This window comes from Streptomyces sp. NPDC037126 (genome assembly GCF_055605965.1).
This window is the reverse complement of record NZ_JBVJTD010000001.1, coordinates 49,252-75,618: the sequence shown is the minus strand read 5'-3', so window position 1 is coordinate 75,618 and position 26,367 is coordinate 49,252. Positions and strand designations below refer to the sequence as shown.

Annotated in this window: 21 protein-coding genes; 11 read left to right on the top strand and 10 right to left on the bottom strand. The window is 73.3% G+C overall.

Annotated features, from left to right (window positions below; genetic code table 11):
• Nucleotides 1–8: 8 nt before the first annotated feature.
• From ACZ7FF_RS00330 to ACZ7FF_RS00320, 3 genes are all read left to right on the top strand, one after another.
• The gene (locus tag ACZ7FF_RS00330) at nt 9–899 is read left to right on the top strand and encodes a TauD/TfdA dioxygenase family protein (RefSeq protein WP_470808213.1); all 891 of its coding nucleotides are present in this window, start codon (nt 9–11) and stop codon (nt 897–899) included.
• 120 nt (nt 900–1,019) lie between these two features.
• Nucleotides 1,020–2,402: an amino acid permease gene (locus ACZ7FF_RS00325; protein WP_470808212.1), complete on the top strand. Its 1,383-nt coding sequence runs from the start codon at nt 1,020–1,022 to the stop codon at nt 2,400–2,402.
• Nucleotides 2,403–2,527: 125 nt separating this feature from the next.
• Nucleotides 2,528–3,175: a superoxide dismutase gene (locus ACZ7FF_RS00320; protein ID WP_470808211.1), complete on the top strand. Its 648-nt coding sequence runs from the start codon at nt 2,528–2,530 to the stop codon at nt 3,173–3,175.
• A 109-nt stretch (nt 3,176–3,284) separates the two neighbouring features.
• Here ACZ7FF_RS00320 and ACZ7FF_RS00315 read toward each other — a convergent pair whose 3' ends face one another.
• Both ACZ7FF_RS00315 and ACZ7FF_RS00310 read right to left on the bottom strand, forming a co-directional pair.
• Nucleotides 3,285–3,893, bottom strand: a complete 609-nt coding sequence (locus ACZ7FF_RS00315) for a histidine phosphatase family protein (RefSeq protein WP_470808209.1) — start codon at nt 3,891–3,893, stop codon at nt 3,285–3,287.
• Nucleotides 3,890–5,332, bottom strand: coding sequence for an FGGY-family carbohydrate kinase (locus tag ACZ7FF_RS00310; RefSeq protein ID WP_470808208.1), 1,443 nt, complete (start codon nt 5,330–5,332; stop codon nt 3,890–3,892). The genes ACZ7FF_RS00315 and ACZ7FF_RS00310 overlap by 4 nt, the downstream gene beginning before the upstream one ends.
• Nucleotides 5,333–5,506: 174 nt before the next feature.
• Between ACZ7FF_RS00310 and ACZ7FF_RS00305 the strand changes: the two genes are divergently transcribed.
• From ACZ7FF_RS00305 to ACZ7FF_RS00295, 3 genes are all read left to right on the top strand, one after another.
• Nucleotides 5,507–6,340, top strand: a complete 834-nt coding sequence (locus ACZ7FF_RS00305; RefSeq protein WP_470808207.1) for a DeoR/GlpR family DNA-binding transcription regulator — start codon at nt 5,507–5,509, stop codon at nt 6,338–6,340.
• 78 nt (nt 6,341–6,418) lie between these two features.
• Nucleotides 6,419–7,441: an NAD(P)-dependent oxidoreductase gene (locus ACZ7FF_RS00300; RefSeq protein WP_470808206.1), complete on the top strand. Its 1,023-nt coding sequence runs from the start codon at nt 6,419–6,421 to the stop codon at nt 7,439–7,441.
• 18 nt (nt 7,442–7,459) lie between these two features.
• On the top strand, nt 7,460–8,887 hold the full coding sequence (locus tag ACZ7FF_RS00295; RefSeq protein WP_470808205.1) for an FGGY family carbohydrate kinase: 1,428 nt from the start codon (nt 7,460–7,462) through the stop codon (nt 8,885–8,887).
• A gap of 310 nt (nt 8,888–9,197) precedes the next feature.
• Here ACZ7FF_RS00295 and ACZ7FF_RS00290 read toward each other — a convergent pair whose 3' ends face one another.
• Nucleotides 9,198–9,860, bottom strand: coding sequence for a mycothiol-dependent nitroreductase Rv2466c family protein (locus ACZ7FF_RS00290; protein ID WP_470808204.1), 663 nt, complete (start codon nt 9,858–9,860; stop codon nt 9,198–9,200).
• 139 nt (nt 9,861–9,999) lie between these two features.
• On the opposite strand from ACZ7FF_RS00290, the gene pepN reads away from it, so the two are divergent.
• Nucleotides 10,000–12,588 (top strand): aminopeptidase N, encoded by a 2,589-nt coding sequence (gene pepN / locus ACZ7FF_RS00285; protein WP_470808202.1) that lies wholly within the window; start codon nt 10,000–10,002, stop codon nt 12,586–12,588.
• Between the two features lie 207 nt (nt 12,589–12,795).
• Complete coding sequence (locus ACZ7FF_RS00280; protein WP_470808201.1) at nt 12,796–13,863, top strand: hypothetical protein; 1,068 nt, start codon at nt 12,796–12,798, stop codon at nt 13,861–13,863.
• A gap of 80 nt (nt 13,864–13,943) precedes the next feature.
• On the opposite strand, the gene ACZ7FF_RS00275 is transcribed toward ACZ7FF_RS00280, so the two are convergent.
• The 5 genes from ACZ7FF_RS00275 to ACZ7FF_RS00255 form a co-directional block, all read right to left on the bottom strand.
• Nucleotides 13,944–15,143 carry a glycosyltransferase gene (locus tag ACZ7FF_RS00275; protein WP_470809539.1) on the bottom strand — a complete coding sequence of 400 codons (1,200 nt, stop codon included), beginning with the start codon at nt 15,141–15,143 and terminating at the stop codon, nt 13,944–13,946.
• A gap of 161 nt (nt 15,144–15,304) precedes the next feature.
• On the bottom strand, nt 15,305–17,056 hold the full coding sequence (locus ACZ7FF_RS00270) for a TIGR03767 family metallophosphoesterase (RefSeq protein ID WP_470808200.1): 1,752 nt from the start codon (nt 17,054–17,056) through the stop codon (nt 15,305–15,307).
• 200 nt (nt 17,057–17,256) lie between these two features.
• Nucleotides 17,257–17,739: an NUDIX hydrolase gene (locus tag ACZ7FF_RS00265; protein ID WP_470808199.1), complete on the bottom strand. Its 483-nt coding sequence runs from the start codon at nt 17,737–17,739 to the stop codon at nt 17,257–17,259.
• A 9-nt stretch (nt 17,740–17,748) separates the two neighbouring features.
• Complete coding sequence (locus ACZ7FF_RS00260; RefSeq protein WP_470808198.1) at nt 17,749–18,636, bottom strand: pyridoxamine 5'-phosphate oxidase family protein; 888 nt, start codon at nt 18,634–18,636, stop codon at nt 17,749–17,751.
• Nucleotides 18,637–18,638: 2 nt separating this feature from the next.
• On the bottom strand, nt 18,639–19,085 hold the full coding sequence (locus tag ACZ7FF_RS00255) for a VOC family protein (protein ID WP_470808197.1): 447 nt from the start codon (nt 19,083–19,085) through the stop codon (nt 18,639–18,641).
• Nucleotides 19,086–19,231: 146 nt separating this feature from the next.
• Here ACZ7FF_RS00255 and ACZ7FF_RS00250 point away from each other — a divergent pair, with 146 nt between their 5' ends.
• Nucleotides 19,232–19,774 (top strand): CGNR zinc finger domain-containing protein, encoded by a 543-nt coding sequence (locus ACZ7FF_RS00250; RefSeq protein ID WP_470808195.1) that lies wholly within the window; start codon nt 19,232–19,234, stop codon nt 19,772–19,774.
• Between the two features lie 156 nt (nt 19,775–19,930).
• Nucleotides 19,931–23,224 carry a S8 family serine peptidase gene (locus ACZ7FF_RS00245; protein ID WP_470808194.1) on the top strand — a complete coding sequence of 1,098 codons (3,294 nt, stop codon included), beginning with the start codon at nt 19,931–19,933 and terminating at the stop codon, nt 23,222–23,224.
• 122 nt (nt 23,225–23,346) lie between these two features.
• On the opposite strand, the gene ACZ7FF_RS00240 is transcribed toward ACZ7FF_RS00245, so the two are convergent.
• Together ACZ7FF_RS00240 and ACZ7FF_RS00235 are read right to left on the bottom strand one after the other, a co-directional pair.
• Nucleotides 23,347–24,342 carry a hypothetical protein gene (locus ACZ7FF_RS00240; RefSeq protein ID WP_470808192.1) on the bottom strand — a complete coding sequence of 332 codons (996 nt, stop codon included), beginning with the start codon at nt 24,340–24,342 and terminating at the stop codon, nt 23,347–23,349.
• A 1-nt stretch (nt 24,343) separates the two neighbouring features.
• Nucleotides 24,344–24,901 (bottom strand): RNA polymerase sigma factor, encoded by a 558-nt coding sequence (locus ACZ7FF_RS00235; RefSeq protein ID WP_470808190.1) that lies wholly within the window; start codon nt 24,899–24,901, stop codon nt 24,344–24,346.
• A gap of 330 nt (nt 24,902–25,231) precedes the next feature.
• Between ACZ7FF_RS00235 and ACZ7FF_RS00230 the strand changes: the two genes are divergently transcribed.
• Nucleotides 25,232–26,251 (top strand): aspartate-semialdehyde dehydrogenase, encoded by a 1,020-nt coding sequence (locus ACZ7FF_RS00230; protein WP_470808189.1) that lies wholly within the window; start codon nt 25,232–25,234, stop codon nt 26,249–26,251.
• Nucleotides 26,252–26,367 lie beyond the last annotated feature (116 nt).

Below are 26,367 nucleotides of genomic sequence, written 5' to 3'. Positions count from 1 at the left end.
GAACCCCCATGTCCCTGGAGATCACCAAGGTCACCGCACGCATCGGCGCCCGTGTCTCGGGTGTCGACATCGCCCGGCCGCTCGCCGCGCAGGACGTCGCCGCGCTGCGCGAGGCCCTCAACGTCCACAAGGCGCTGGTCTTCGACGAGGTGGACCTGGACGACGCGGGCCAGCAGGCCTTCGCCCGGCACTTCGGCGAGCTCACCACCGCCCACCCGACGGTCGGCGCCGTCGACGGCGCCCCGAACGTGCTGCCCGTGGACAGCGAGCGGGGCCGCGCCAACCACTGGCACACGGACGTCACCTTCGTCCTCAACCCGCCGCAGGCCAGCACCCTGCGCTCGCTCACCGTCCCGTCGTACGGCGGCGAGACCCTGATCGCGAACGCGGCGGCCGCCTACCGCGACCTGCCGGAGCCGCTGCGCCGCTTCGCCGACACGCTGTGGGCGGAGCACACCAACGACCACGACTACGCGGTGCCTGCCGAGGAGATCGACGAGGAGCAGGCCGCGCAGCGGGCGCGGTTCACCTCCATCAAGTACCGCACGGCCCACCCGGTGGTCCGCGTCCACCCGCTGACCGGTGAACGCGGGCTGTTCATCGGCGGGTTCGCCCAGCGGATCACGGGCCTGTCGGTGGGCGAGTCCCGCAAGGTCCTGGAACTGCTCCAGGCGTACGTCACCCGTCCGGAGAACGTCCTGCGCTGGCGCTGGTCGCAAAGCCAGCTGGTGCTGTTCGACAACCGCATCACCCAGCACTACGCCGTCGACAACTACGACGGGCAGCCGCGCCGGCTGCACCGGGTGACGGTCGCCGGTGACGTCCCGGCCGGCGTCGAGGGCAAGGAGAGCTACTCGATCGAGGGCGACGCCTCGCACTACACCACCGTGGCGGCGTAACCGGAGCCTCACCCTCCGTGCGGGGGGTGTCCGGATACTGGGCGGCTCCTTCGTGTGAGCGGACGGGCCGCCCAGACTGTGGGCGTTTTACCCGCCTATTGCACGGGGAGAGCCGCGCCCATGCCCAGCAGCACCCGCACCGAGACACCGCCACAGGAGGAGAGCGCCACGCTCTCCCACGGCCTCAAGCAGCGCCACCTGTCGATGATCGCCCTCGGCGGGGTGATCGGCGCGGGCCTCTTCGTCGGGTCCGGTGCGGGCATCGCCGCCGCCGGCCCGTCCATCGTGATCGCCTACACGGTCTCCGGTCTCCTCGTGATGCTGGTCATGCGGATGCTCGGCGAGATGTCGGCCGCGTACCCGTCGTCGGGCTCCTTCTCGGCCCACGCCGAGCGGGCGATCGGGCCCTGGGCCGGCTTCGCCGCCGGCTGGTCCTTCTGGGTCCTGCTCTGCACGGCCGTCGGCCTGGAGGGCATCGGCGCGGCGCACATCGCCCAGGGCTGGCTGCCGGGCACCCCGCAGTGGATGTGGGTGGCGCTGTTCATGGTGGTGTTCTGCGGCACGAACCTGGCCGCGGTGAAGAACTTCGGCGAGTTCGAGTTCTGGTTCGCCGCGCTCAAGGTCGGCGCGATCTCCCTGTTCCTGGTGCTCGGCGTGCTCGCCATCACGGGCGTGCTCCCGGGCACGCACGCGCCGGGCGCCGCCAACCTGACCGACTTCCTGCCGCACGGCAGCGAGGGCCTGGTCATCGGCCTGCTCGCCTCGGTCTTCGCGTACGGCGGCCTGGAGACGGTCACGATCGCCGCGGCCGAGTCGCAGGACCCGGTGCGGGGCGTGGCGAGCGCCGTGCGCACGGCGATGTGGCGCATCGCCCTCTTCTACATCGGCTCGATGGCCGTCGTGGTGACCCTGGTCCCGTGGGACTCGAAGGAGGTCGTGACGAAGGGCCCGTACGTCGCCACGCTCGACCATCTGGGCATCCCCGGCGCGGGCCAGCTGATGAACGTGGTGGTGTTCGTGGCGCTGCTGTCCGCGATGAACGCCAACATCTACGGCTCCTCGCGCATCGCCTACTCGCTGGTCGAGCGCGGCCAGGGCCCCAAGGCGCTGGCGAGGCTGTCCGGCGGGGTCCCCCGGATCGGCGTCCTCACCTCCTGCTTCTTCGGATTCGTCTGCGTGCTGCTCAGCTACTGGCGCCCGAACGACGTCTTCCCCTGGCTGCTGAACATGATCGGCGCGGTGATCCTGGTCGTCTGGATCTTCATCGCGGTCTCCCAGCTGCTGCTGCGCCGCCGGATCGAGCGCGAGGCGCCCGAAAGGCTCGTCGTGCGGATGTGGGCGTTCCCGTGGCTCACCTGGGTGGCGCTGGCCGGCATGGCCGCGATCTTCGTACTGATGGCCCGCGAGCCGGACACCCGGGTCCAGCTCTACTCGTCGGGCGGCATGACCCTGTTCCTGGCGGCGGTCGGGTACGCCCGGCAGCGGCTGCGCGCCCGGCGCTGACGCCGGCTCCCCCACCGTCGAGGCCCCCACGTGCGACACGTGGGGGCCTTTCCGTTGCCCCAACCTTCTTGTTGCTAGCGTGCAGTTGCAACTAACTTGCAATAAGCTTCCCGGAGGGGACACCCATGCCCGTCTACACGCTGCCCGAGCTGCCCTACGACTACTCCGCGCTGGCCCCCGTGATCAGCCCCGAGATCATCGAGCTGCACCACGACAAGCACCACGCGGCCTATGTGAAGGGCGCCAACGACACGCTGGAGCAGCTGGCCGAGGCCCGGGAGAAGGAGGCGTGGGGCTCGGTCAACGGCCTGGAGAAGAACCTGGCCTTCCATCTGTCCGGGCACATCCTGCACTCGATCTACTGGCGGAACATGACCGGCCCGAAGGACGGGGGCGGCGAGCCGCTGGCGGCCGACGGGGTGGGCGGGCTGGCCGACGCGATCGCCGAGTCCTTCGGCTCCTTCGCCGCCTTCCGGGCCCAGCTGTCCAAGGCCGCGGCCACCACCCAGGGTTCGGGCTGGGGCGTGCTGGCGTACGAGCCGCTGAGCGGACGCCTGATCGTGGAGCAGGTCTACGACCACCAGGGAAACGTCGGCCAGGGCGCCACCCCGATCCTCGTCTTCGACGCCTGGGAGCACGCCTTCTACCTGCAGTACCGCAACCAGAAGGTGGACTTCGTCGAGGCCATGTGGCAGGTCGTCGACTGGCAGGACGTCGCCCGCCGCCACGAGGCCGCGAGGTCCCGCGCGGACGTCCTGCTGCTCGCCCCCTGAGCCGTGCCCCCCGGGTCGTCCCGCCCCGTGATCGTCTTCTCACCCTTCACGCAGGCGGGCGGATGAAGGAAGGCCCCCGTGAGGACGTGACTCACGGGGGCCTTCTTCCTCACGCGCAGGGCACGTTGAGCGACAGCAGCGCGGCCCGCTCCCCCTCGACGCGCAGCTCGCTCACGGCCGCGTTGCGCAGCGCCGGGAAGACCCTGCGGTACTCGGCCAGGGGGATGTGCAGCAGGGAGCAGAGCACCAGCCGCAGCAGGGTGTTGTGCGCGACGACCAGGACCCGTCCGCCGGGGTGCGCGGCGGCGATCCGCAGCAGGGCCCCGGTCCCGCGCCCGGCCGCGGCCCGGGGATCCTCGGCGCCCGGGAAGGGGTGCGCCACCGGATCGTCCCTGAACGCCCGCGCCGCCTTCGGGTCCTGCGCCTCGAACTCGGCGAGGGTCCGGCCCTCCAGCACCCCGAAGTCGCACTCCCGCAGCCCCGGTTCGCGCCGCGGGACGAGTCCCAGGGCCCGGCAGGCGGGCTCGGCGGTGACGACCGCCCGGGACAGCGGCGAGGTCCACACCGCGTCCACGGGGTGCGCGGCGGCCCACCGCCCCAGCGCCTCGGCCTGCGCGCGACCGGTGTCGGTGAGGGCGACGTCGCTGACGCCCGCGTAGCGGTTCTCGGCATGCCAGACGGTCCGGCCGTGGCGGGCGAGCAGGAGGGTCGAGGTCATGCGCCCGAAGTATGGCGCTCCAGCCGCGCCAGCGCATGCGCCGCCACCGCCCCCGGCAGCCAGCCCCGCGCCTCCAGCTCCCCCACCAGCCGTGCGTACGGCTCGGCGAACCGGGCCGTGCGGCCGGGGCGCGGCTCGACCGTCGTGCGCACCCGGACCATGCCGTCGGCGACCTCCGCGAGGCCCGTGCCGGCCCCGGTGCCGTAGGCGGCGAGCGCCGCCATGCCGAGGGCCGGTTCGGTCCGCTCCGGCACCCGGGCCGGGCGGCCGAGGACGTCGGCGCGCAGCTGGTTCCAGTAGGCGCTGCGGGCCGCGCCGCCGGTGAAGGCGAGGGTCCCGCCGAAGGGCGCGCCGAGGTGGTGCAGGTAGTCCAGGCACAGGCGTTCGGCGAGGGCCACGCCCTGGAGGAGGGCGGCCCACAGGTCGGCGTCGGACTCGGGGTCGCCGAGGAGCAGGGTGGTGGCCTGCGGGGCGTGGAAGGGGAAACGCTCCCCCGGTGACACCAGCGGGTAGGCGACCGCGGTCGACGGTTCGAAGCCGGCGGCCCGGGCGTCCAGCGCGGCCGGATCCGCGCCCGGGAAGCGGGCGGTGAGGACGCCGGCGCCGACTCCCGAGGCCCCGCCGGGCAGCCAGGTGCCGTCCGGGGCGAGGTGGTTGTACACGACGCCGGACGCGTCGTGGACCGGCTCCGCGCAGGCGCCCTTCAGCACCAGCGTCGTCCCCAGCGCCGAGTTCCACGCGCCCTCGCGCAGCGCGCCCGAGGCGATCTGGGCCGCGCAGCCGTCCGTCATGCCCGCGACGACCGGGGTGCCGGCCGGGATGCCGGTGGCGTCGGCGGCGGCCCGGCAGACCTCGCCGAGCCGGGTGCCGGGGCGTACGACGTCCGGGAGGGCGCCCTCGGGCAGGCCCGTGATGTCCGGCCAGCGGCCGCGCTCCACGTCGTACGACGTCTTCAGGGCGTGGCTGGAGTCGGCGGGGACCCGGCGGCCCGCCAGCCGCGCCGTGATCACGTCCGGCTGGTGCGCGACCAGCCCCGGACCGTACCGGTCGACGAGCCAGCGCGCCTTCGGCAGCGCCCAGGCGTCCTGCACCCCGAGACCGGTCGCGCGCAGCCGGCCCGCTTCCCGGGCCGCCCGCCGGTCGTCGTACATCAGCGCGGGGCCCAGCGGGCTGCCCGTGCGGTCGGTGAGCAGCACGGTCCCCGAGGTTCCGCACACCGCGACCCCGCCGACCCGGGCCCGGACGCCGTCCAGCGCGCCCCGGCAGGCCGTGCACACCGCCTGCCACCACTCCAGCGGGTCCTGCTCGTGCCGGGCACCCTCCCGGCGGCCGCGCACCAGGGGCGCCGAACCGCCGCCGAGGACGCTGCCGCCGGCCGTCACGAGCAGCGCGCGCACTCCCTGGGTGCCGAGGTCGATCCCGAGCCATGCCAACGCCATCCGCCCTCCCGGACCTCGCGACGGGCACTGTGAACTTCCCACGCCTCTATGAGATTTCCCCTTGTTCTCCCCGTGCACAAGGGATTGACGGACCCCGATCGCCGTTACACGCTCTGTTGTCGACTCGACTCACCGTGTCACCCCGGCGCGGCGAGGGATCGGGAAGAGCGCGCGATGAGCAGTGCACAGCAGGAGCAGCCGCAGGGGCCCGCCGCCCGGCAGACCGCCATGGCCGAACTCGTCCTCGCCGAGGGCACGGTCACCGCGGCCGAGCTGGCCGACCGGTTCGGGGTGAGTCTGATGACCGTCCACCGGGACCTGGACGAGCTCGAACGGCAGGGCGTCGTGCGCAAGTTCAGGGGCGGGGTGACCGCGCAGCCGTCCGGGGTGTTCGAGTCGAACGTGCAGTACCGGCTGAAGACCATGCGCCCGCAGAAGGCCGCGCTCGCCGAACACGCGCTGCGGCTGGTCGAACCGGGGATGGCGATCCTCCTGGACGACTCCACCACCGCCCTGGAGGTGGCCCGGCGGCTCTGCCTCGGCGAGATCACCCCGCTCACGGTCGTCACCAACTTCCTGGAGGCGATCACCCTGCTGGCCGGCCGGCGGGGACTCCACCTCCTGGCGCTCGGCGGGGACTACGACCGGCTGCACTCGTCCTTCCTCGGGGTGTCCTGCGTGGAGGCGGTCGAGCAGCTGCGCGTGGACGTGGGCTTCGTGTCGACGTCGGGCGTGCACGGCGGGCAGGCCTACCACCAGGAGCAGCACATCGTCTCCGTGAAGCGGGCGATGCTCGACGCGGCCGCCCGCAGCGTCCTGCTCGTGGACCACACCAAGCTGGGCCGGGTCGCCCTGCACCGGGTCGCCCCGCTCCACCGCTTCGACCGGCTGCTGGTGGACGACGGCGCCTCCCCGGAGGCGCTGCGCGACCTGGACGAGCACGAGGTGCGCTACGAGGTCTGCGCCACGGGCCCCGGGGCGGCCGACGTCCGCCCGGGGGCCGGGTGAGCCGCGCGGTGGCCGTGCCCGGCCGTGTCCTCGACGCCGAGAGCGGAGACAGTACGCCGAGACGGGAGACAGTACGCGATGAACTCCAGTGTGCGTGTGGTGGCCGCCGGTGACCACTTCGTCCTGCCGTCGCTGATCGCGGCGGCGCTCGCCCGGGAGGCCGTGTGCGACGTGCGCGAGCTGACCCTGGGCTGGCCGCTCGAACCGTTCGGGCCGGTCGCCGAGGTGAGCGAGGCCAGCGACGCCGAGGACGAGCTGATCGCGGCCCTCGCCGGCGCCGACGTGCTGGTCACCCAGATGGGGCCGGTCACCGCGCGGGTCCTCGCCGCCCGTCCCGAGCTGCGGCTGGTCGTCGTCTGCCGGGGCGGCCCGGTGAACGTCAACCTGGAGGCCGCCCGGCGGCACGACGTCCGGGTGTGCTCCGCGCCGGGCCGCAACGCCGCCGCCACCGCCGAGTTCACCGTCGGCCTGCTGCTCGCCGCCCTGCGCCGCATCCCGCAGGCCCATGACCTCCTCGCGGGGCGGGGAAGCTGGGGCGGGGCGGCGTACTACACGTACGAGCGCAGCGGCCTGGAGCTGGAGGACCTGCCCGTGGGACTCGTCGGGTACGGCGCGGTCGGCAGCCGGGTCGCGCGGGTGCTGTGCGCGTTCGGGGCGCGGGTGATGGTGTACGACCCGTACGTGCGCGGCGAGGTGCACGGGTTGCGCCTGTCCTCGCTCGACGACCTGCTGCGGCGCTCCCGGGTGATCACCCTGCACGCCCGGCTCACTGCGGAGACCCGGGGGCTGATCGGCGCCCGCGAGCTGGCGCTGCTGCCGCCCGGCGCGGTGGTGGTCAACTCGGCCCGGGGGGCGCTGCTGGACGAGGCCGCGCTGTGCGGGGCGCTGGAGGACGGGCGGCTCGCGGCGGCGGCCCTGGACACCTACGCCCGCGAACCGCTCCCGCCGGACTCGCCGCTTCGCGCGTGGGCCGGGCGGGTGGTGCTGACCCCGCACCTGGGCGGGGCCAGCCGCGCGGTGGCGGAGAAGGCCGCCCGGATCGCGGCGGCCGAGGTGGGCCGATGGGTGCGCGGCGAGCCGCTCGCGCACTGTCTGACCTGAAGGCACCGGGAGGCGGGCTTGTTCGTCGGGATCGATGCGGGGACGTCCGTGGTGAAGGCCGCGGCGTTCGACCGGGCCGGCCGCCAACTGGCCGTCCGGGCACGGCCGGTGGGCCTGGACATGCGGGGCGGTGCGGTCGAGCAGGACATGGGTGAGGTGTACGGGGCGGTCGTCGCCGTGCTGCGCGAGCTGACCGCGGCGGTGGCCGGGCCGGTGGAGCTGGCGGGGCTGACCGGGCAGGGCGACGGGGTGTGGCTGGTGGACGCGGCGGGCCGTCCGGTGCGGCCGGCGATCTCCTGGATGGACGGCCGGGCCCACGGGCTGGTGGACCGCTGGCTGGCCGACGGCACCTTCGAGTCCCTCTTCCGGCGCACCGGCAGCGCGCTGTTCCCGGGCTGTCCGGGCCCGCTGCTGGCCTGGCTGGACCGGCACGAGCCGGCGGCGCTGGACGCGGCCGCGGCGGCCGTCGCCTGCAAGGACATGGTGTTCCAGCGGCTGACCGGCGCCGCGCGGGCGGTGACCGACGTGTCGGACGCGTCGATGCCGTTCCTGGACCCGCGCACCCGCTCGTACGACGACCGGGCCGTGGAACTGCTGGGTCTCGCCCACCGGCAAGGGCTGCTGGCGCCGGTCGCCGACCCGGTCCCGACGGGCGGGGCGTGCGGGGCGGGGCTGCCGGCCGGCACCCGGCTGGCGAACGGTCCCTACGACCTGCCCGCCTGTGCGCTCGGCGCCGGGGTCACCGCACCCGGGGACGGGCTGCTGATCGTCGGCACCTGTCTGGCCGCGCTGGTCGCCACCACCGGGCTCGACCTGGGCGGCGAACCGGCGGGGCTGTACATCTCCACGGACCGGCCGGGGCACCGGCTGCGCGCGATGCCCGCGATGGTCGGCACGGCGGCGCTGGACTGGGTGCTGCGCACGACGGGCGTCCGGCACGCGGAGGTGGACGGGCTGCTGGAGTCCTCGCCGCCCGGTGCGCGCGGGGTGCGGGTGCTGCCGTACTTCGCGCCCTCCGGCGAGCGGGCGCCGTTCGTGGAACCGGGGCTGCGGGCCGAACTGCTCGGTGTGTCACTGGAGTCGACGCCCGCCGATCTGGTCCGGGCCACCTGCGAGGGCATCGGCCACGCGGCCCGGCACTGCCTGGCGGCGGCGGGCCTGACGGGCACGCTCGCGGTGTGCGGGGGCGGCACCCGCAGCCCCGCGTGGACGCGGCTGCTGGCCGATGTGCTGGGCCGGCCGCTGCGGGTGGTGGAGGGCGAGGTCGGCGCGCGGGGCGCGGTGCTGGCGGCGGCCGGGCGGTACGGGGTCCCGCTGGACACCGCGGCCTGGACCGAGCCGGCCCTCCTCGTCGAGCCGGACCCGGACCGGGCGGCCTACTACGCGAAGGAGCACGAGGAGCACCTGCGCCTGCTCACCACCGCCCGCGCCCGCACCCGGCACTGAGCAGGTCCCGAGCGTTCGCCCTGCGAGCCACCAAGCGAGCAGACCCGGCACGCTCACCCTGCAGGCCGCTACACGACCGGACCCGACGCGTTCGCCCGCAGGCCGCCACACGAGCGGATCCGGCGCGTTCGCGGGCCGGGGCTGGCCCGGCAGACCCACCCGGCGGCCCCCGAACAAGCCGAACCCGGCACGCTCGACACCGGCCCGAACAAGCCGGGCCCGGCACGCTCACGCACCGGCCCAGCAAGCTGGGCGCGGCGCGTTCGCCGAGCGGCCGTGCACGGGCCGGGCCCCGCGCGTTCGCGTTCGTCTACAGGTTGCTGAAGTCCGGGCCCTTGGTGCGGGTCCGCTTGATCTCGTAGAAGCCCGGCACGGACGCGACCGCGAGGGTGCCGTCCCACAGGCGGGCCGCGTCCTCGCCCTTCGGGGCGGGGGTGACGACCGGGCCGAAGAAGGCGAGCTGCTCGCCGTCGGCGCCGGGGACCGCGATGACCGGGGTGCCGACGTCCTGGCCGACCTTCTCGATGCCCTCCTTGTGGGAGGCGCGCAGCTCCGCGTCGAACTCGAAGTCCTGCTGCTCGGCGTACTCGATCAGCTCGGCGGGCAGGCCGGCGTCGGCGAGCGCCCCGGCGATGGCCTCCAGGGTGGCGCCCTCGCCGTTGTTGTGGAAGCGGGTGCCGAGCGCGGTGTAGAGGGGGCCGAGCACGTGCTCGCCGTGCTTCTGCCAGGCGGCGGTGACCACGCGCACCGGCTGCCAGGCCTTGGTGGCGAGCATCTCCCGGTACTCCTCGGGCAGCTCGTCCAGCCTGTTCTCGTTGAGGACGGCGAGGCTCATGATGTGCCAGCGGACCTCGATGTCGCGGACCTTCTCCACCTCCAGCACCCACCGGGAGGTCATCCAGGCCCAGGGGCACAGCGGGTCGAACCAGAAGTCGACGGGTGTCTTGCCGGACGGAGTCGTGGTCTCGGGCATGGCGCTCCTCAGCGAAACGGTCTTTTGAAGGATCAACGACGTCCCCGGCACCCGCATTCCCAGGCGACTCGTGTCAGGTGCACATGGCAGGATCGGTCCTGTTCAGCCCTCATCCACGTGATCACAAGGGAGTGCACCCGTGCCAGGTGAGAATCTGTCCCGCGACGAGGCCCGGGAGCGGGCCGCCCTGCTGTCCGTCGACGGATACGACGTGTCCCTGGACCTCAGGTCCGCGGTCGGCGACGGGGACGGGGACGGCGGGCCGCGCACCTTCCGCTCGGTGACCACCCTCCGCTTCCGCTGCAACGAGCCGGGCGCGTCCAGCTTCGCCGACCTGATCGCGCCGGCCGTGACCGCCGTCTCGCTCAACGGCAAGGACCTGGACCCGAGCGAGGTCTTCGACGGCTCCAGGATCGTGCTGGAGGACCTGGCCGCCGAGAACGAGCTGGTGGTCGACGCCCAGTGCGCCTACTCGCGCACCGGTGAGGGCATGCACCGCTTCGTCGACCCCGAGGACGGCGAGGTCTACCTCTACACCCAGTACGAGCCGGCCGACTCGCGCCGGGTGTTCGCGAACTTCGAGCAGCCGGACCTCAAGGCGCCGTTCCGCTTCGAGGTGCGGGCGCCCGAGGGCTGGACGGTGTGGAGCAACGGCGCGGGCGAACGCGCCGACGGGGTGTGGCGGTTCGCGGAGACGAAGCCGATCTCGACGTACATCACCTGCGTGGTGGCGGGCCCGTACCACTACGTGACGGACCACTACGAGCGGGTCCTGGAGGACGGCTCGAAGCTGGAGATCCCGCTCGGCGCGATGTGCCGCAAGGGTCTGGCACCGCACTTCGACGCCGACGACGTCTTCCTGGTCACCAAGCAGGGCCTGGACTTCTTCCACGAGCACTTCGACTACCCGTACCCGTTCGGGAAGTACGACCAGGCGTTCGTGCCGGAGTACAACCTGGGCGCGATGGAGAACCCGGGACTCGTGACCTTCCGCGAGGAGTACATCTTCCGCGGGAAGGTGACGCAGGCGTCGTACGAGGCCCGCGCCACCGTGATCCTGCACGAGATGGCGCACATGTGGTTCGGCGACCTGGTCACCATGGTGTGGTGGGACGACCTGTGGCTGAAGGAGTCCTTCGCCGACTTCATGGGTACGTTCGCGAACGTCGGCGCGACCCGCTTCCAGGACGCCTGGATCACCTTCGCCAACCGCCGCAAGGCCTGGGCGTACCGCGCGGACCAGCTGCCGTCCACGCACCCGATCACGGCGGACATCCGCGACCTGCAGGACGCCAAGCTGAACTTCGACGGCATCACCTACGCCAAGGGCGCCTCGGTGCTCAAGCAGCTGGTGGCGTACGTCGGCCAGGACGCCTTCCTGGAGGGCGCCCGCCGGTACTTCAAGCGCAACGCGTACGGCAACACGCGCCTCGGCGACCTGCTCTCGGTGCTGGGCGAGACCAGCGGCCGGGACATGACGGCGTGGTCCAGGTCCTGGCTCCAGACGGCCGGGGTGAACTCGCTGACCCCGCAGGTGCTGCTGGACACCGAGGGCGGCCGGATCGCCGAGCTGGCGGTGCTCCAGGAGGCCCCCGAGTCGCACCCCGAGCTGCGCCCGCACAGGGTCGCGGTGGGCCTGTACCGGCTCACGGCCGAGGGCGCGCTGGAGCGGTACGCGCGGGTGGAGACGGACGTGGAGGGCCCGCGCACGGTCGTGGCGGACCTGGCGGGTGCCGAGGCGCCGGCGCTGGTGCTGGTCAACGACGACGACCTCACGTACTGCAAGGCGCGCTTCGACGAGACGTCCCTGGTCACCCTGCGCGAGCACCTGGGCGCGATCACCGACCCGCTGGCCCGCGCCCTGTGCTGGTCGGCGCTGTGGAACCTGACCCGGGACGGGCTGCTCCCGGCGCGGGACTTCGTCGGCCTGGTGCTGCGGTTCGCGGGCCGCGAGTCCGACATCGGCGTGCTGCAGATGCTGCACGCGTGGGCGCACTCGGCGCTGGTGCACTACGCGGCGCCCGCGTGGCGGGAGACCGGCGGGGCACTGCTCGCCGAGGGCGCGCTGCGGGAGCTGCGGGCGGCCGGACCGGGCAGTGAGCACCAGCTGGCCTGGGCGCGCTTCTTCGCGACCATGGCCTCGGCCGAGCCCGACCTGACCCTGCTGCGGGACCTGCTGGACGGCACGTCGGCGGTCGACGGCCTGGAGGTGGACCAGGAGCTGCGCTGGGCGTTCCTGGAGCCGCTGGCCGCGTACGGGGTGGCCGACGAGCCGGCGCTGGCCGCCGAACTCGCCCGGGACGACACCGCGTCGGGCAAGCGCCACCAGGTCCGCTGCCTCGCGGCCCGCCCCTCGGCGGCGGTCAAGGCGCAGGCGTGGGCGCAGGTGGTGGAGTCCGACTCCCTCTCCAACGCGCTGGTGGAGGCGACCATCGCGGGCTTCGACCGGCCCTCGCAGCGGGAGCTGACGGCGGTGTACGCGGAGAAGTACTTCGCGGCGATCGAGCGGGTGTGGCGGGAGCGCTCGATCCAGATCGGCATGGACGTCGTCCGGGGGCTGTTCCCCTCCTACCAGGACCGGCCGGAGACCCTGGAGGCGACGGACGCGTGGCTGGACGCCCACCGGGAGGCGGCGCCGGCGCTGCGGCGGCTGGTGCTGGAGGCGCGGGACGACCTGGCGCGGGCGCTGCGCGCACAGGCGTGCGACGCGGAGGCGGCCGGCCACTGAGCTTTGGCCTGAGCTTCCCCGGTCGGTGACCGTTACGGAATCCAGTCAATCACACCCGTAACCCCTGGTCCGCACCCGAGCGGACCAGGGGTTTTCCGTGCCTACTCGGCACCCGAACACCTGACCTTTAGTCCCGCCTTGTCCGCATTCCTCGACGAGCGTGTAACACCGGTTACGGGTGGGACCGGGCGCGGGAAATTCGACGCCATGACGCACGACACCCCGCTCTCCCCCCGCCCCCTGCGCCACCTCAATGAGGTGCACCGCCGCGTCCTGACCACCGCTCAGCTCCGCGCCCACGGCGTGACGACGGCCGAGCTGAGCGAGCAGTGCCGCCCCGAAGGCCCCTGGCGTCAGCTGCTCCCGAACGTCGTCCTGCTGCACCCGGGCACCCCGACCAGCGAGGAGCGGCTGCACGGGGCCCTGATGTACGCGGCCCGCGAGTCCTCGCCCGGCGTCCCGGCCCAGCCGACGGCCAAGTCCCCGCACCGCCCGGTCTACGCCGAGGCGATGCTCACGGGCCTGGCGGCCCTCACCCTGTACGGCTTCTCCGCCACCCCGCCGCTGGTCTCCCTGGACCGCGTCGACGTCCTGGTGCCCCGGCTGCGCCGCATCCGCTCCACGGGCTACGTCCGGGTCGTGCGCACCCCGGCCCTGCCCACGCCCCGGGCGGTGACGGGCCTGCCGGTGGCACCGGTGCCGCGGGCACTGGCGGACGCGGTGGCGGACCTGACGGACGCGGAGGCGGTGCGCCGGCTGCTGACCGAGGCGGTGCGCGGCGGACACTGCGAACCGGCCGCCGTGGTCCGCGAGTTGACCCAGGCGCGGCTGCTCACCCGCCCGCACGTGGTGGAGGCGGTGGACTCCCTGCTGGCGGAGGGCCGGGCGATCGCCGAGGACCGCCTCTTCCGGATGGTCCGGGAGTACGGCCTCCCGGACCCGGTCTGGAACGTGGACCTGCGCCTGCCCGGCGGCCCCCACCTCGGCGGCCTGGACGCGTACTGGCCCGACCAGGCGGTCGCCGTCGAGCTCGACACCCGCGCGCCGCGCGCGAGCCACCGGGAGGACGCGGGCCACCGGGAGGACGAGGACGCCCAGTGGTCGGAGTACGCGCGCAAGCGCGAGCACCTGGAACGCCTGGGGATCACGGTCGTCCACGTCACGCCGAGGAAGCTCAGGGACGCGATGGAACAGCAGGCGGCGGTGGTCCGCACGGCCCTGATGGCCTCCGGCGACCGCGATCCGGCCGCCTATGTCGTGGTGCTGCCCCGGTAGTGACGGACCGGGTGGGCATCAGGAGGGGAGAGGAGGGGCCACCGGCACGCCGGTGGCCCCTCCTCGGGCTCCCGGGCGGCTCAGTGCTCGGCCTCCGGCACCCCGAGCACCTCGCCCTGGCGGGTCCCGCACACCTCGTCGAGCAGGGCGGCGTAGGCCGCGATCATCCGCGTACGGCTGAACCGCTCACGGCTGCGCTCCAGCGCCGGCAGCAGGTCCGCGCGGCTCGCAACCGCGCTCGACCAGGCGAGGGCGACGGCGGCCGGGTCCGGCGGGGTCACGTAGCCGAGGCCGTCCACGATGGCCGCACTGTCGCCGACGTCCGTCGTCACCGCGATCGCGCCGCACATCATGCCCTCGATCAGGCACAGGGGCGCCGCCTCGCCGGAGACGGAGGTCAGGGCGACGACGTCGGATCCGGCGTACACCGCCTCCATGTCGTGCCGCACGCCGAGCAGGTGGACGCGGCCGGCGAGGGCCCGGTCGCCGGCGAAGGCGATCTCCAGGTCCGCCCACAGGGCGGGGTTGGCGTCCGTCATCCCGGCCCCGCACATCACCACGTGCCCGCCGCCCTCCCGGGCCAGCCAAGTGCGGGCGGCGGCGAGCAGCAGGGGGACGTTCTTCATCGCGGCGTAGCGGGCGGCGAAGACGATCACCGGGGCGCCGGGCGGGATGCCGAGGGAGGCCCGGAAGGCGAGCCGCGCCGCGGCGTCCGGCCGGAAGCGGAGCAGGTCGACACCGTTGGGTATGACGTGCAGCAGCCCGGAGGGGACGCCGGCGGCCTCGTACGCCCGCCGCGTCGACTCGGCGCAGCACACGCACGCCACCACCGTGCCGTCGGCGATCGCGGCCTTCAGCTCGTCCAGCGCGGGCCCCTGGTTCTCCGGGTCGGAGCGGTGCAGGCCGACCACGACCGGGCGGCGGGGCAGACCCGCCTGGTTCAGCAGGGCGAGCGGCTGCTCCTTCAGCGAGAGGATCACGTCCGCGCCGGCCGTCACCCGGGCCGTTTCGGCCAGCTCCGGCCCGCTGAAAACGTTCGCCGCGAGTGCCCCGTCGACCAGGCCCGCGCTGCGGCCCAACGAGGTCACGCGGACCCCGCCGGCCGTCAGGGCCCGGTAGCAGCGGTCGTCCTCCATGCGCTGCCGGGTGGCCTCGCGGTGGACCTCTCCATGGATGCTCAGCACCCGGTGGGACTGGCCGCCCTCGGCCAGTCCCCGTACGACGTCACTGTGCACGATCCGGGCTCCTCCGGAGAAGAAGCCCTCGTAGACCGACAGCACACGCAGTCCGTGCCCTACGCGCACGACGACCACCCGCCTTGCATAAATGATCGAGAAGATCGAGCCATACCCGTCCATAGCGGGTTAGCCGATATGAGGCGGTACGGACATTGCGTACGCGTTAACTCGTCATGACGCGAATGAAACGGTGCCTGACAGAATCAGCCCTTCTTCAGGACCAGCTCCGTGTTGCGGTCGGCCGCCGTGCCCGCGAGGGCCTTGTTGGCGCCGGGGGCGTTGTAGGCCAGCTCCCGGTAGAGGGCGGCCAGGCCGGTCTGGGAGAGGTCCGCGAAGTCGGTGCGGTGCGGCGCGGCGGACTCGATCAGGGTGGTGAACAGGGAGATCGTGCCGTCCTTGTTGTCGACCAGCTCGATGATGCGCGCCAGGTGCGGGTAGTCGACGTGCGAGGCGGTGGAGATCTCCCAGAAGGAGCGGCCGCCTGAGGCCTGGTGCGCGGTGATCACGTTCTTGTGGATGTGGCCGTTCACCCAGGCCAGCACGTTGGCGTGGGCGCTCAGCAGCGAGATCACCTCGGCGCCGCCGTGCCGCTTCTCGCCCGGGCGGGCCGGGTCGGGGCGGGTGTTGTCCATCGTCTTGCTGGTGTGGTGGCTGAAGACGACGGCGTAGGAGTCCTTGTTGTCCTTCAGCGTCTTGTCCAGCCACTTCAGCTGGGCGGTGCCGATGGAGCCCTCGTAGTGGCCGCCGGCGTCGGTGGTGTCGATGCTGATGCCGATGACGTCCTCGGAGATGCGGAAGGCGTAGTACTGGGTGCCCGCGTCCAGGTTGGCCGAGGAGTAGCCGTGGCCGGCCGGGCCGTGACCCTGGTACGCCGGATCGAGGTGGGCCTTGAGGTAGTCGGCCTGGGTGTACGGGGCCCGCTTCTCGTCCGGGGTGACCGAGCGCATGGAGCGGGCGTGCGCCTTGAGGAAGTCGCGGTAGCCGGCGCCCTTGGGGTCCTTGGCGTTCTTGATGGCGTCCTGGAGCTTCTTGGCCTCGGCCGCGGTGACGCTCATCAGCTTCTTGCCGCCGATGGCCGCCTCGGCGAGGTAGGGGTCGCCGTGGGAGCCGTAGCAGCCGAGCGGGAGGGCGTCGTGGTTGCCGACGGTGGAGTACCAGGGCAGGTTGAGGCCGGGGCTGCGCACGTCGCGGACCGCGGCGGCCAGGAAGCCCGCGAGGTGCGGAAAGCCGAGCGTCTTGTCGCCGTCTCGGGTGGCGGAGTCGGGCTGCCAGTACAGATTCAGACCGCTGTTCTGCACGCCCTCGTAGTGTCCCGGCCGCCCCGAGTCGGGGGTGATGCGGCCACCGCTCATCACCTTCATGAACCACTCCAGTTCGGAGTGGGCGTTGTTGTCGGTGTTGTCGCCGGTGGTCATGACGAAGTGCAGCGGGGCACCGGTGACGGGGGCGCCGCGCAGCGCGTTGACCCGCTCGACGAGCGAGACGGCACCGGGCACGGTCAGCGCCTCGTGCGGGCGCCAGGCGTGCGGGTCGGAGGCGCGCAGGTACTCCAGCCGCAGCGGGTGCTGGACGTCCTGCAGGTGCAGGTCGGTGAACTGGACGAAGGCGGCGAGCGCGGTACGGCGGCCGGCCCGGCCGGACTTGGGCGTGGCCAGCTCGCTGCGCACCACCCGCGCCCAGCCGGGGCCGTCGCCCAGGCGCCGGTAGCCGGAGCCGCCGTGCGGGGTGGCCACGGAGGCGAGCGTGGTGCCCTTGGTGTAGGGGGCGAGCGGGGCCGCGGGAGCGGCCTGCCGGGAGTGGGCGACGGGCGCCTGACCGTTGGTGGCGGCCTCGCTGTCGGTGGGGCGCAGGGCGTAGCCGACGCCCGCGGAGAGCGAGACCGCTCCGGCGGCGGCGAGGACGGTACGGCGATTGACCCCCAGAACGGAGGTGGCGACAGAGCGTGTGCGCGACATGGCGCGGTCTCCCCGGGTGCGAACGCGTCGGCAGTGGTCGCGGGCCGTCGCAGGCGCGAACGCCCCGCTCGCTCTGGATCGTTGGCAGTGGGGATGACCTGTGCGTGAACGCGGCGGCAACGCGCAGCGCCGATCACCGTACGTGGATCACGGGGTGGGGTCCGCGGTCACGGAGTGGATCGCGGGCGGCCGGGGGCCGGTCACTCCTCGTTCATCTGGCGGGGTAGGGGATGCTCCTCCAGCCGTCCGTGAGCCGGGCGTTCGCGCCACAGCCGCAGCGCCACGTCGACCATCCGGACGCGGGTGAGCGAGGGTACGGCGGCCAGGTCCTGCCAGGCGGCGAAGTCGGTGGATCCGCCCACCTCGTGGCGGAGTTCGCCGCCGGCGATCTCGCCCTCGTAGATCAGGCGCAGGGCGTGGCGGTCGGTCACCGGTGTGAGCCGCCTGCGGGGGAGGTGGAAGCGGCGGGAGTCCACGCCGAGCAGGCCGGTCACCGCGATGCGGTAGCCGGTCTCCTCGGTGACCTCGCGGCGGACGGTGTCGTACGGGTCCTCGCCGTGCTCCATCCCGCCGCCCGGCAGCACCCACTCGGGCGTGCCGTCGAGTCCCGGTGAACGAGCGAGCAGGAGCTGTCCGTCGCGCACGCACACGGCGTAGGCCGCCACCCTCAGTTTCCTTCGCATCCGACGACGTTAGCCGCCGGGGTTGGCCGGCGAGTACTCCGGCGCGGACCAGCGCAGCGGCAGGGCGGAGGGGGTCCACAGGGCCTCGGTGAGGGTGAAGCGGACCGTCCGGCCGCCGTCGGCGGAGAACTCGGTGTGTGCCTCCCCGGTGAGCTGGAGGGTGGTGCCGGTGGTCCAGTCGAGCAGGAGCAGGCCGGCGCGCGGGTCCGTGCGGAGGTTGCCCAGGGTGAGGAACATGGCGTTGCCGGGGTAGTCGGGCCAGGCCAGCTCGTTCGGTGAAACCACCCTGAGGAAACCGGGGTTGCCGCCGCGGTGGCTGGCGTCGGCGCCGCCGTCGTGCACGGTGGCCAGGAAGAAGGTGTCGGCCGCGGCGGCGAACTCCGCGTCCGACGGGGTGAGTCGGGTCCGGCGTTCGGCGCGGCCCGGTGTCCGGCGGGCGACCGTCTCGTAGCTCTCCCGGCGCTGGATGTACTTGGGGCAGTTGGAGAAGACCTGGTCCGCCTCGACCGCGAAACCCCCCGGCGTGGGCCTCAGCCGGCCGTTGAGCCGCATGCGGCGGCGGGTGCGGGGGTCCAGGGCGATGGTGCCGACCCGGGTGCCGGGTGTTCGCAGGGCCGTACGGAGGGGGTCCGGGCCGTCGTCCGGACGCGGGGTGCGCACGGACATCTGCCGGGGTCCGGTGGCCCGGACGAAGCCCGGGGTGCCGGTGAGCGCGGAGGCCCACACCCGGCCCGTCACCGGGTCCGCAGCGCCGACGACCAGCAGCGGCTGGATCTCCAGGAAGGCCGCGGCGACCGGTCTGATGCCCTGCCCGAGCGAGTGGCCGACGTGCTCGGCGCGGTCGCGGACGCCGGCCAGGTCCTGCAGGGCCCGCGAACCCGCGTGGTAGACGCTCATGTCTAGAAGAAGCCGCAGGTCGGGGCGGAGTCGTGCGGTGCGGGAGCGCCCTCCGGGCCGAGCGGAGCCCCGATCTCCAGGCGGCTGCCGTCAGGGTCGTGGAAGAAGATCCCGCCCGAGGTCCCGCCCTCGCGGTGGGCGACCACGCCCTCGTGGGCGAACTCCGCGCCGTGCTCCCGCAGCGCCCGCTCGTACTCCCGGACCCGCTCGACCGAGTCCACCGTGAAGGCGAGGTGGTGCAGTCCGGCCCGGTCGCGGTCGTAGGCCCCCTCGGCCTGCTGCCAGAGGGTGACGAGGGGCGCGCCGCCGGGCTCGCCCAGCATGGCGTACCTCCGCCCCTCCTCCTTGCCCTCGGCGAGCAGGGCGAAGCCGAGGACGTCCCGGTAGAAGGCGAGCGAGCGGTCGAGGTCGGTGACGTTCAGGCCGGTGTGCGCGATGCGCGGGGTCATGGCTCTTCCCTTCGGGCTGCCGGGGCCCCGGACCGTCCGCCGGAGACCCCCGAGCTGTCTAACCGTCTCAATCAAGTTAGACGGTTAGCGACGGGGGCGTCAACCGGTCACATACCCTTGAGTGGTTAGCCAAGGAGGAGTGCCCGATGCCCACCGTCCGCGATCCCCGCCCCCTCACCGGCGAGCCGCTCGCGCTCGACCTGCTCAACACCCGGTGGAACCAGGAGGGCGCCACCCGGGACCTGCTCGCCGGCACCGAGGGGCTGGCGGTGTGGCTCGCGGGCAACGGGCTGGCCGGAAACCACCCGGCCGACGCGGACGTGCTGCGTCATCTGCGCGAGGCACGCGAGGCCCTCGAGGCCGCGGTGGACGGATCACCGGCCGAGGCGGCACCGCTCGTGGACGCCGTCCTCGCGCACGGCCGGATCCGGGCCCGGCTCACCACCGACGGCCCCGCCGAGGAACCCGAGTTCGCCGACCCCTCGTGGGGCCCGGCCTGGCTGGCCGCCCGCGACTACCTGGATCTGCTGACCCGGGCCCCGGAGCGGATCCGCGCCTGCGCCGGGGGCGGCTGCGTCCTGCACTTCTTCGACACGTCCCGCAACGGCACCCGCCGCTGGTGCTCGATGGCCGCGTGCGGCAACCGCGCCAAGGCGTCCCGCCACTACGCGCGTTCGAAGGAAAGCTGAGCACATCCCTGACGATGTAGGGCCGATCCGCCCATTCCCCATCGCGGGTTTTCCCCATACGTAGATATCGTTTCGGTCAACGAACCCAAAAGAACTGTCCCTTGGGTAAAGCTGAGCGCTCTCGTCCGCTCGTTCCTTTACCTACAAGGGATGCCGATGACTGACACGCCCCAGCGTGATCCGATACCCGGTCCGAGACGCCTGGCCCGCATGGCCGTGGCCGTCGGCGTGGTCGCCGCCCTCTCCGCGGCCGGGCCGATACCCCTGGCCCTCGCCGCGGACGCACCGCCCGCAGCAACCACCGACCCCGGCGTCAAGTCCGCCCACGACAAACTGGGTTCGGACGACGCCGACCTGCTCGCCGAGGCCAAGGCCGAAGGCGACAAGAACGTCACCATGATGATCGCGACAGCCCCGGGCCGGACCGCACAGGTCGCCGAGGAGCTGGACGCGGTCAAGGGCGGCTCGGTCGGCCGCACCTACGACAAGCTCGGTTACGTCCGCGCCACGGTCCCGACGGCCAGGGCGGACGCGGCCATCGCCGCCGCCGCCGAGCTCTCCTCGGTCCACGCCATCGACCTCAAGCAGGAGATCCCGCTCGACGACCCGGCGCCGAACGGCACCAAGTCGGCCACGGGAACGGCGACATACCCGGCTCCGGGCCGCAACACCCCGGCCGAGAACCCGTACAACCCCTCCCACGAGACCGGTGCCGTCGACTTCGTCAAGGACCACCCCAAGTGGGACGGCCGGGGCATCACCATCGGCATCCTCGACTCCGGCGTCGACCTCGCCCACCCGGCGCTGCAGAAGACCACCACCGGCGAACGGAAGATCGTCGACTGGGTCACCTCGACCGACCCCATCGTGGACGGCGACGCGACCTGGCGCCCGATGGTCACCGCGGTCTCCGGCCCGAGCTTCGGCTACGGCGGCGCGACCTGGACGGCGCCCGCCGGCTCGTACGAGATCAGCACCTTCAAGGAGTCCGCGACCACCGGCGGCGACGAGAAGGGCGACCTCAACCGCGACGGCGACACCACCGACAGCTGGGGCGTGCTGTACGACCCGGCCGCCGGCACCGTCACCGTCGACCTGGACAACGACCACGACTTCACCGACGACACCCCGATGAAGCCGTACAAGGACGGCTACCAGGTCGGGTACTTCGGCACCGACGACCCGAAGACCGACGTGGCCGAGCGGGTGCCGTTCGTCGTGCAGATCCGCAAGGACGTCCCGATGGACCCCTACGGCGGTTCCTGGGTCGGCAAGAAGGCGGACTTCGTCAACATCGGCGTCATCGAGTCCGAGCACGCCACCCACGTCGCCGGCATCACGGCCGCCAACGGCCTGTTCGGCGGGAGGATGAACGGCGCCGCGCCCGGCGCGAAGATCGTCTCCTCGCGCGCCTGCACCTGGACCGGCGGCTGCACCAACGTGGCCCTCACCGAGGGCATGATCGACCTCGTCGCCGACCGGGGCGTCGACATCGTCAACATGTCGATCGGCGGTCTGCCCGCGCTGAACGACGGCAACAACGCGCGCTCCGAGCTGTACACCCGCCTGATCGACACCTACGGCGTCCAGCTGGTGATCTCCGCGGGCAACTCCGGCCCCGGCGCCAACACCATCGGCGACCCCGGTCTCGCGGACAAGGTGATCTCGGTCGGCGCGGCCGTCTCCAAGGAGACCTGGGCCGCGAACTACGGCTCCGCCGTGGACAAGAAGTACCAGATGATGCCCTTCTCCTCGCGCGGCCCGCGTGAGGACGGCGGCTTCACCCCGACCCTGACCGCGCCCGGCGCCGCGATCAACGCCACCCAGACCTGGCTGCCCGGCTCCCCGGTCGCCGAGGCGGGCTACTCGCTGCCGGCCGGCTACTCCATGCTCCAGGGCACCTCGATGGCCTCCCCGCAGGCCGCGGGCGCCTCGGCGCTGCTGCTGTCGGCCGCGAAGCAGAAGGGCATCGACCTCACGCCCGCCCGGCTGCGCACGGCCCTGACCTCGACGGCCGACCACATCAAGGGCGTCCAGGCCTACGCGGAGGGCGCGGGCCTGATCGACATCGTGGACGCGTGGGACGTGATCCGCGCCGGCGCCGACGCGCACGACTACACCGTGAAGGCCCCGGTCGACACCGCGCTCGACTTCGCCCTGAAGACCCCCGGCTTCGGCACCGGCCTGTACGACCGCGAGGGCGGTCTGAAGGCGGGCGGGAAGAAGACGTACGACATCACCGTCACCCGCACCTCCGGCCCGGACCAGGCCGTCCGGCACGAGCTGCACTTCGAGAACAACGCCGGGCGGACCTTCCGGATCGTCGGCGACGACGCCGTGAGGCTGCCGCTGAACCAGCCGGTGACGGTGCGGGTCCAGGCGGCCCCGACGTCGGCGGGCATCAAGAGCGCGATCCTGGAGGTCGACGACCCGGGGACGGCGGGGATCGACAAGCAGATCCTCACCACGGTCGTGGTGTCCGCCCCCGTGCACCACACCTACTCGGTGTCCGGCTCGGTGCAGCGCAACAGCACGCAGTCGTACTTCCTGGACGTGCCCGCGGGCGCGAAGTCGCTGGAGGTCGCGATCGGCGGGCTCAAGGACAAGAGCCAGACCCGCTTCATCGCGATCCACCCGTACGGCACGCCGGTCGACAACACCGGCACCCCGTACTGCTACCCCAACTACCTCGACGGCAACGGCTGCAGGCCGGACGTGCGCTCCTACGCCGACCCGCAGCCCGGCGTCTGGGAGGTCGAGGTGGAGGCCCGCCGCACGTCCCCGCTGCTGGACAATCCCTACCGGCTGGACGTCGGCGTGCTCGGCGCGGCCTTCGACCCGCAGACGGTGACCGTGCCCGAGGCGAAGGTGGGCACCGCGGCCACCGCCACCTGGAAGGTGACCAACAACTACGCGGCTCTCGACGGCAAGCCGGCCGGCGGCCCGCTCGGCTCCTCCAAGACCGCCCGCCCGTCCATCAAGCAGGGCGAGACGCAGACCACCACCGTGGACGTCCCGGCGGGCGCCAAGTCCCTGGACGTCGCCATCGGCAACGTCTCGGACACCGCGGCCGACCTCGACCTGACGGTGTACGACGCGAACGGCGCCCAGGTCGCGCAGTCCGCCGACGGCGACTCCGAGGAGGCGGTCTCCATCCCGTCCCCGGCCGCCGGCACGTACACCATCAAGGTCGTCGGCTACTCGGTCCCGTCCGGCTCGACCGACTACGACTACCGGGACGTGTTCTTCTCCTCCGCGCTCGGCTCGGTCACGGTCGACTCGGCGGCGGTGAAGCTCGGCACGGGCGACTCGGCCACGGTGAGCGGTCAGGTCACGGCGGCCGCACAGGCCCCCGCGGGCCGTGAGTTCTTCGGCCAGGTCCAACTGGTGAACGCGCGCGGCACGGTCGCGGGCGTCGGCAGCGTGAAGATCGAGAACATCACACCGTAACGGGTGGCGGGTGTCATGGAAGGGGCGGGTGTCCGGACGGACACCCGCCCCGCCTCCTCGTCTGCCGGCCGCCTCCGCTCAGGAGGCCGCCGCTCAAAAGGCCGGTGCGGCCTTGCCTCCGCTCAGGAGGACCGGTCGGAGGGGCAGGTGATGTGCCGGGATCCCGGCAGCGCCTGCTCGATCCAGGCGCGGTCGGCCGCCACGCGGGCGTCGCCCACCGCCCACAGGCTCGCGCCCGGCTCGCCCCGGCCGACCCGCACGAGCACGTGCTGCCCCTTGCGCGGTGCCGGTTCCGCACCGCCGTCCAGCAGGAAGCGGACCTCGGCCGGTGCGTGCGCGGGCCCGTACACCGGCTTGTAGGAGCGGATCACGGTCAGGGTGATCCGGCTCCAGGGGGACGGCCGCCGCGGCTGCACCCCGGCCACTGTGCCCTCCACGACCAGCTTCGAGCACGCCAGTTCCCGCTCCGGATCGGACGGCCGTCCGCCGTCCCCGGACACCTTGTCCGGGGCCCCGGCCGCGCTCTTGGCCCCCGCGGCGCCGGCGTCCGCGCCGCCGGCCGGGTGCGTCACCAGCCACCCGAGACCGACGACCAGCGAGCAGGCCGCCACCCCGGCGAGCGAGCCGAGCGCGAGGCGCAGGGCCCGGGGCCGCCCGGCGGGCGCCGCCGGGCGTGGCGACCCGTACGGACGGCCGCCGTCCCGTGCACGCCTGCGGGGGCGTACGGACCCGCGGGGCACCGGCGCGCCCTCGTGCGCCCGCGCGTTCCCGGGCGTCGGCACTCCCCCGGCCGCCGGCGCGCCCTCGGACACCCGCGCATCCCCGGATGCCGACGCGCCCCCGGGGGCCGATGCGGCCTCGGGGGCCGGTGCGGCCTCGGGGGCCCGGGGCTCCCCGGTGAGCGCCTCCGCGAGCCGTACCAGCTGGTCCTTCAGCAACGCCACATCGGCCTCGGCCGCCCGGTGCTCCGCGACCAGCGCGGCGTCCCGCCGGGCCTCCTCGGGCAGGGGCTCCCCGGTGACCGCCGCCATGAGGGCGTCCACACCGGCGTGTCCCCGTGGTTCACCGGTGGTCCCGGCCGCCCGGTCGGCCCACGCGTCGTCGTGTCCGGCGGTCATGTCACACCACCTCGTCCTCGTGCAGCCGGTCGCGCAGGGCGCGGACGGCCGTGTGCAGCCTGCTCTTGACGGTGCCCTCGGGGACGCCCAGCTCCTCGGCGATGTCCCGCACGGGCAGGTCGGCGAAGAAGCGCAGCACGATCACCTGCCGCTGGGCGTGGGGCAGTTCGTCCAGTCCCCGGGCGAGGGCCAGCGAGAGCAGACTCGTCTCCTCGCCGGAGGCCTGCGCGGGCTGGCGCAGCGCGGCCAGCCGCTCCCCCAGCCGTTCCCTCCGCCGATTGGCCCGGTGCCAGTCCATGGCGAGGTTGGAGGCGACCACCGCCGCCCACGCGGACACGTCCCGCGGCGCCTCCCGGCCGCTCGCGGTCCGCTCCAGCAGCCGCAGCCGGACCTGCTGCACCCCGTCCGGCAGGTCCGACTGCGGCACCCCGCCGAGGGCGAGCACCGCCCGCACCCGGCGTTCCTGGGCCGCGTCCAGCGGATCGCCGGCGGTATCGTCCACACGGTCCGTACCGCCGGCGTACGCCCCCTGGTCGCGACGCGCCCCTCCGCGCAGCACAAGCCACCCCCTCCCGCGTCCGCCCCTACGACGCGGCGGCGGCCGGAAACGTTCGAACCCGCTCCGGCACCCCGCGGAGGCGTACGTCACACCGCCGTGTGGCCGACACCCGGCCGGGCAGGGACGGGACAGCACAGCTTGCGGCCCGGGCGCCCGGCTGAGGGAATATCTCCAGCTCAGCGGCGCGCTGGGCGGAGGTGAGGAACCGCCCGCCGGATGGTCGTGTCCCACTCCTCGGGCACGCCCCGCAAAGAATTGGACAGCCGGACCGGGGTGGGCCGCATGATGGAAAAGCCCCGGTCATGCAAGAGACACACACAGGGAGTCGTCGTGAGGGTCGGAATCGTCGGAGCCACCGGTCAGGTCGGCACGGTCATGCGCAGGATCCTCGTGGAGCGGAACTTCCCGGTCACCGAGCTGCGCCTGTTCGCCTCGGCCCGCTCCGCCGGCACCGTGCTGGACGGCGTGACGGTGGAGGACGCGGCGGCCGCCGACTACACCGGCCTCGACATCGTGCTCTTCTCCGCGGGCGGCGCGACGTCCAAGGCGCTGGCCGAGAAGGTCGCCTCGCAGGGCGCCGTGGTGATCGACAACTCCTCCGCCTGGCGCAAGGACCCCGAGGTCCCGCTGGTCGTCTCCGAGGTGAACCCGCACGCCATCGCCGACCGCCCCAAGGGCATCATCGCCAACCCGAACTGCACCACGATGGCCGCGATGCCGGTCCTCGGGCCGCTGCACGACGAGGCGGGCCTGGAGGCGCTGGTCGTCGCCACGTACCAGGCGGTGTCCGGCTCGGGCCTCGCGGGCGTGGCCGAGCTGCACGGCCAGGTGCAGAAGACCGCCGCGGAGGCCGACAGGCTCACCCACGACGGCGCTGCGGTCGACTTCCCCGAGCCCGCGGTCTACAAGCGCACCATCGCCTTCAACGTGCTGCCCTTCGCCGGCAACCTCGTGGACGACGGTCTGAACGAGACCGACGAGGAGCAGAAGCTGCGCAACGAGTCCCGCAAGATCCTGGAGATCCCCGGCCTGAAGGTCTCCGGCACCTGTGTGCGCGTCCCGGTCTTCTCCGGCCACTCCCTCCAGATCAACGCCCGTTTCGCCCGCCCGATCTCCCCCGAGCGCGCCACCGAGCTGCTCGCGAAGGCCCCGGGCGTCGCCCTCTCGGACATCCCGACCCCGCTCCAGGCGGCCGGCCAGGACCCGTCGTACGTCGGCCGCATCCGCTCCGACGAGACGGTGGACAACGGCCTCGCCCTCTTCGTCTCCAACGACAACCTCCGCAAGGGCGCCGCGCTGAACGCGGTGCAGATCGCGGAGCTGGTCGCGGCGGAGCTGTCCGCCGGCTAGGTCACCCGCGAAGGGGCGGTCACCGTGGTGTGGCCGCCCCTTTCGCGTGCCCGGGCGCGGATTCCCGCCGTGAACGGCGCGAGGGGCGCCCGGCGTGGTGCCGGGCGCCCCTCGTG

Bases quoted from the DNA above. Each gene is read 5' to 3' on its own strand.
- ACZ7FF_RS00330 (WP_470808213.1), top strand. From the start codon at position 9: ATGTCCCTGGAGATCACCAAGGTCACCGCACGCATCGGCGCCCGTGTC.
- ACZ7FF_RS00325 (WP_470808212.1), top strand. From the start codon at position 1,020: ATGCCCAGCAGCACCCGCACCGAGACACCGCCACAGGAGGAGAGCGCC.
- ACZ7FF_RS00320 (WP_470808211.1), top strand. From the start codon at position 2,528: ATGCCCGTCTACACGCTGCCCGAGCTGCCCTACGACTACTCCGCGCTG.
- ACZ7FF_RS00315 (WP_470808209.1), bottom strand. From the start codon at position 3,893: ATGACCTCGACCCTCCTGCTCGCCCGCCACGGCCGGACCGTCTGGCAT.
- ACZ7FF_RS00310 (WP_470808208.1), bottom strand. From the start codon at position 5,332: ATGGCGTTGGCATGGCTCGGGATCGACCTCGGCACCCAGGGAGTGCGC.
- ACZ7FF_RS00305 (WP_470808207.1), top strand. From the start codon at position 5,507: ATGAGCAGTGCACAGCAGGAGCAGCCGCAGGGGCCCGCCGCCCGGCAG.
- ACZ7FF_RS00300 (WP_470808206.1), top strand. From the start codon at position 6,419: ATGAACTCCAGTGTGCGTGTGGTGGCCGCCGGTGACCACTTCGTCCTG.
- ACZ7FF_RS00290 (WP_470808204.1), bottom strand. From the start codon at position 9,860: ATGCCCGAGACCACGACTCCGTCCGGCAAGACACCCGTCGACTTCTGG.
- ACZ7FF_RS00280 (WP_470808201.1), top strand. From the start codon at position 12,796: ATGACGCACGACACCCCGCTCTCCCCCCGCCCCCTGCGCCACCTCAAT.
- ACZ7FF_RS00270 (WP_470808200.1), bottom strand. From the start codon at position 17,056: ATGTCGCGCACACGCTCTGTCGCCACCTCCGTTCTGGGGGTCAATCGC.
- ACZ7FF_RS00265 (WP_470808199.1), bottom strand. From the start codon at position 17,739: ATGCGAAGGAAACTGAGGGTGGCGGCCTACGCCGTGTGCGTGCGCGAC.
- ACZ7FF_RS00260 (WP_470808198.1), bottom strand. From the start codon at position 18,636: ATGAGCGTCTACCACGCGGGTTCGCGGGCCCTGCAGGACCTGGCCGGC.
- ACZ7FF_RS00255 (WP_470808197.1), bottom strand. From the start codon at position 19,085: ATGACCCCGCGCATCGCGCACACCGGCCTGAACGTCACCGACCTCGAC.
- ACZ7FF_RS00250 (WP_470808195.1), top strand. From the start codon at position 19,232: ATGCCCACCGTCCGCGATCCCCGCCCCCTCACCGGCGAGCCGCTCGCG.
- ACZ7FF_RS00245 (WP_470808194.1), top strand. From the start codon at position 19,931: ATGACTGACACGCCCCAGCGTGATCCGATACCCGGTCCGAGACGCCTG.
- ACZ7FF_RS00240 (WP_470808192.1), bottom strand. From the start codon at position 24,342: ATGACCGCCGGACACGACGACGCGTGGGCCGACCGGGCGGCCGGGACC.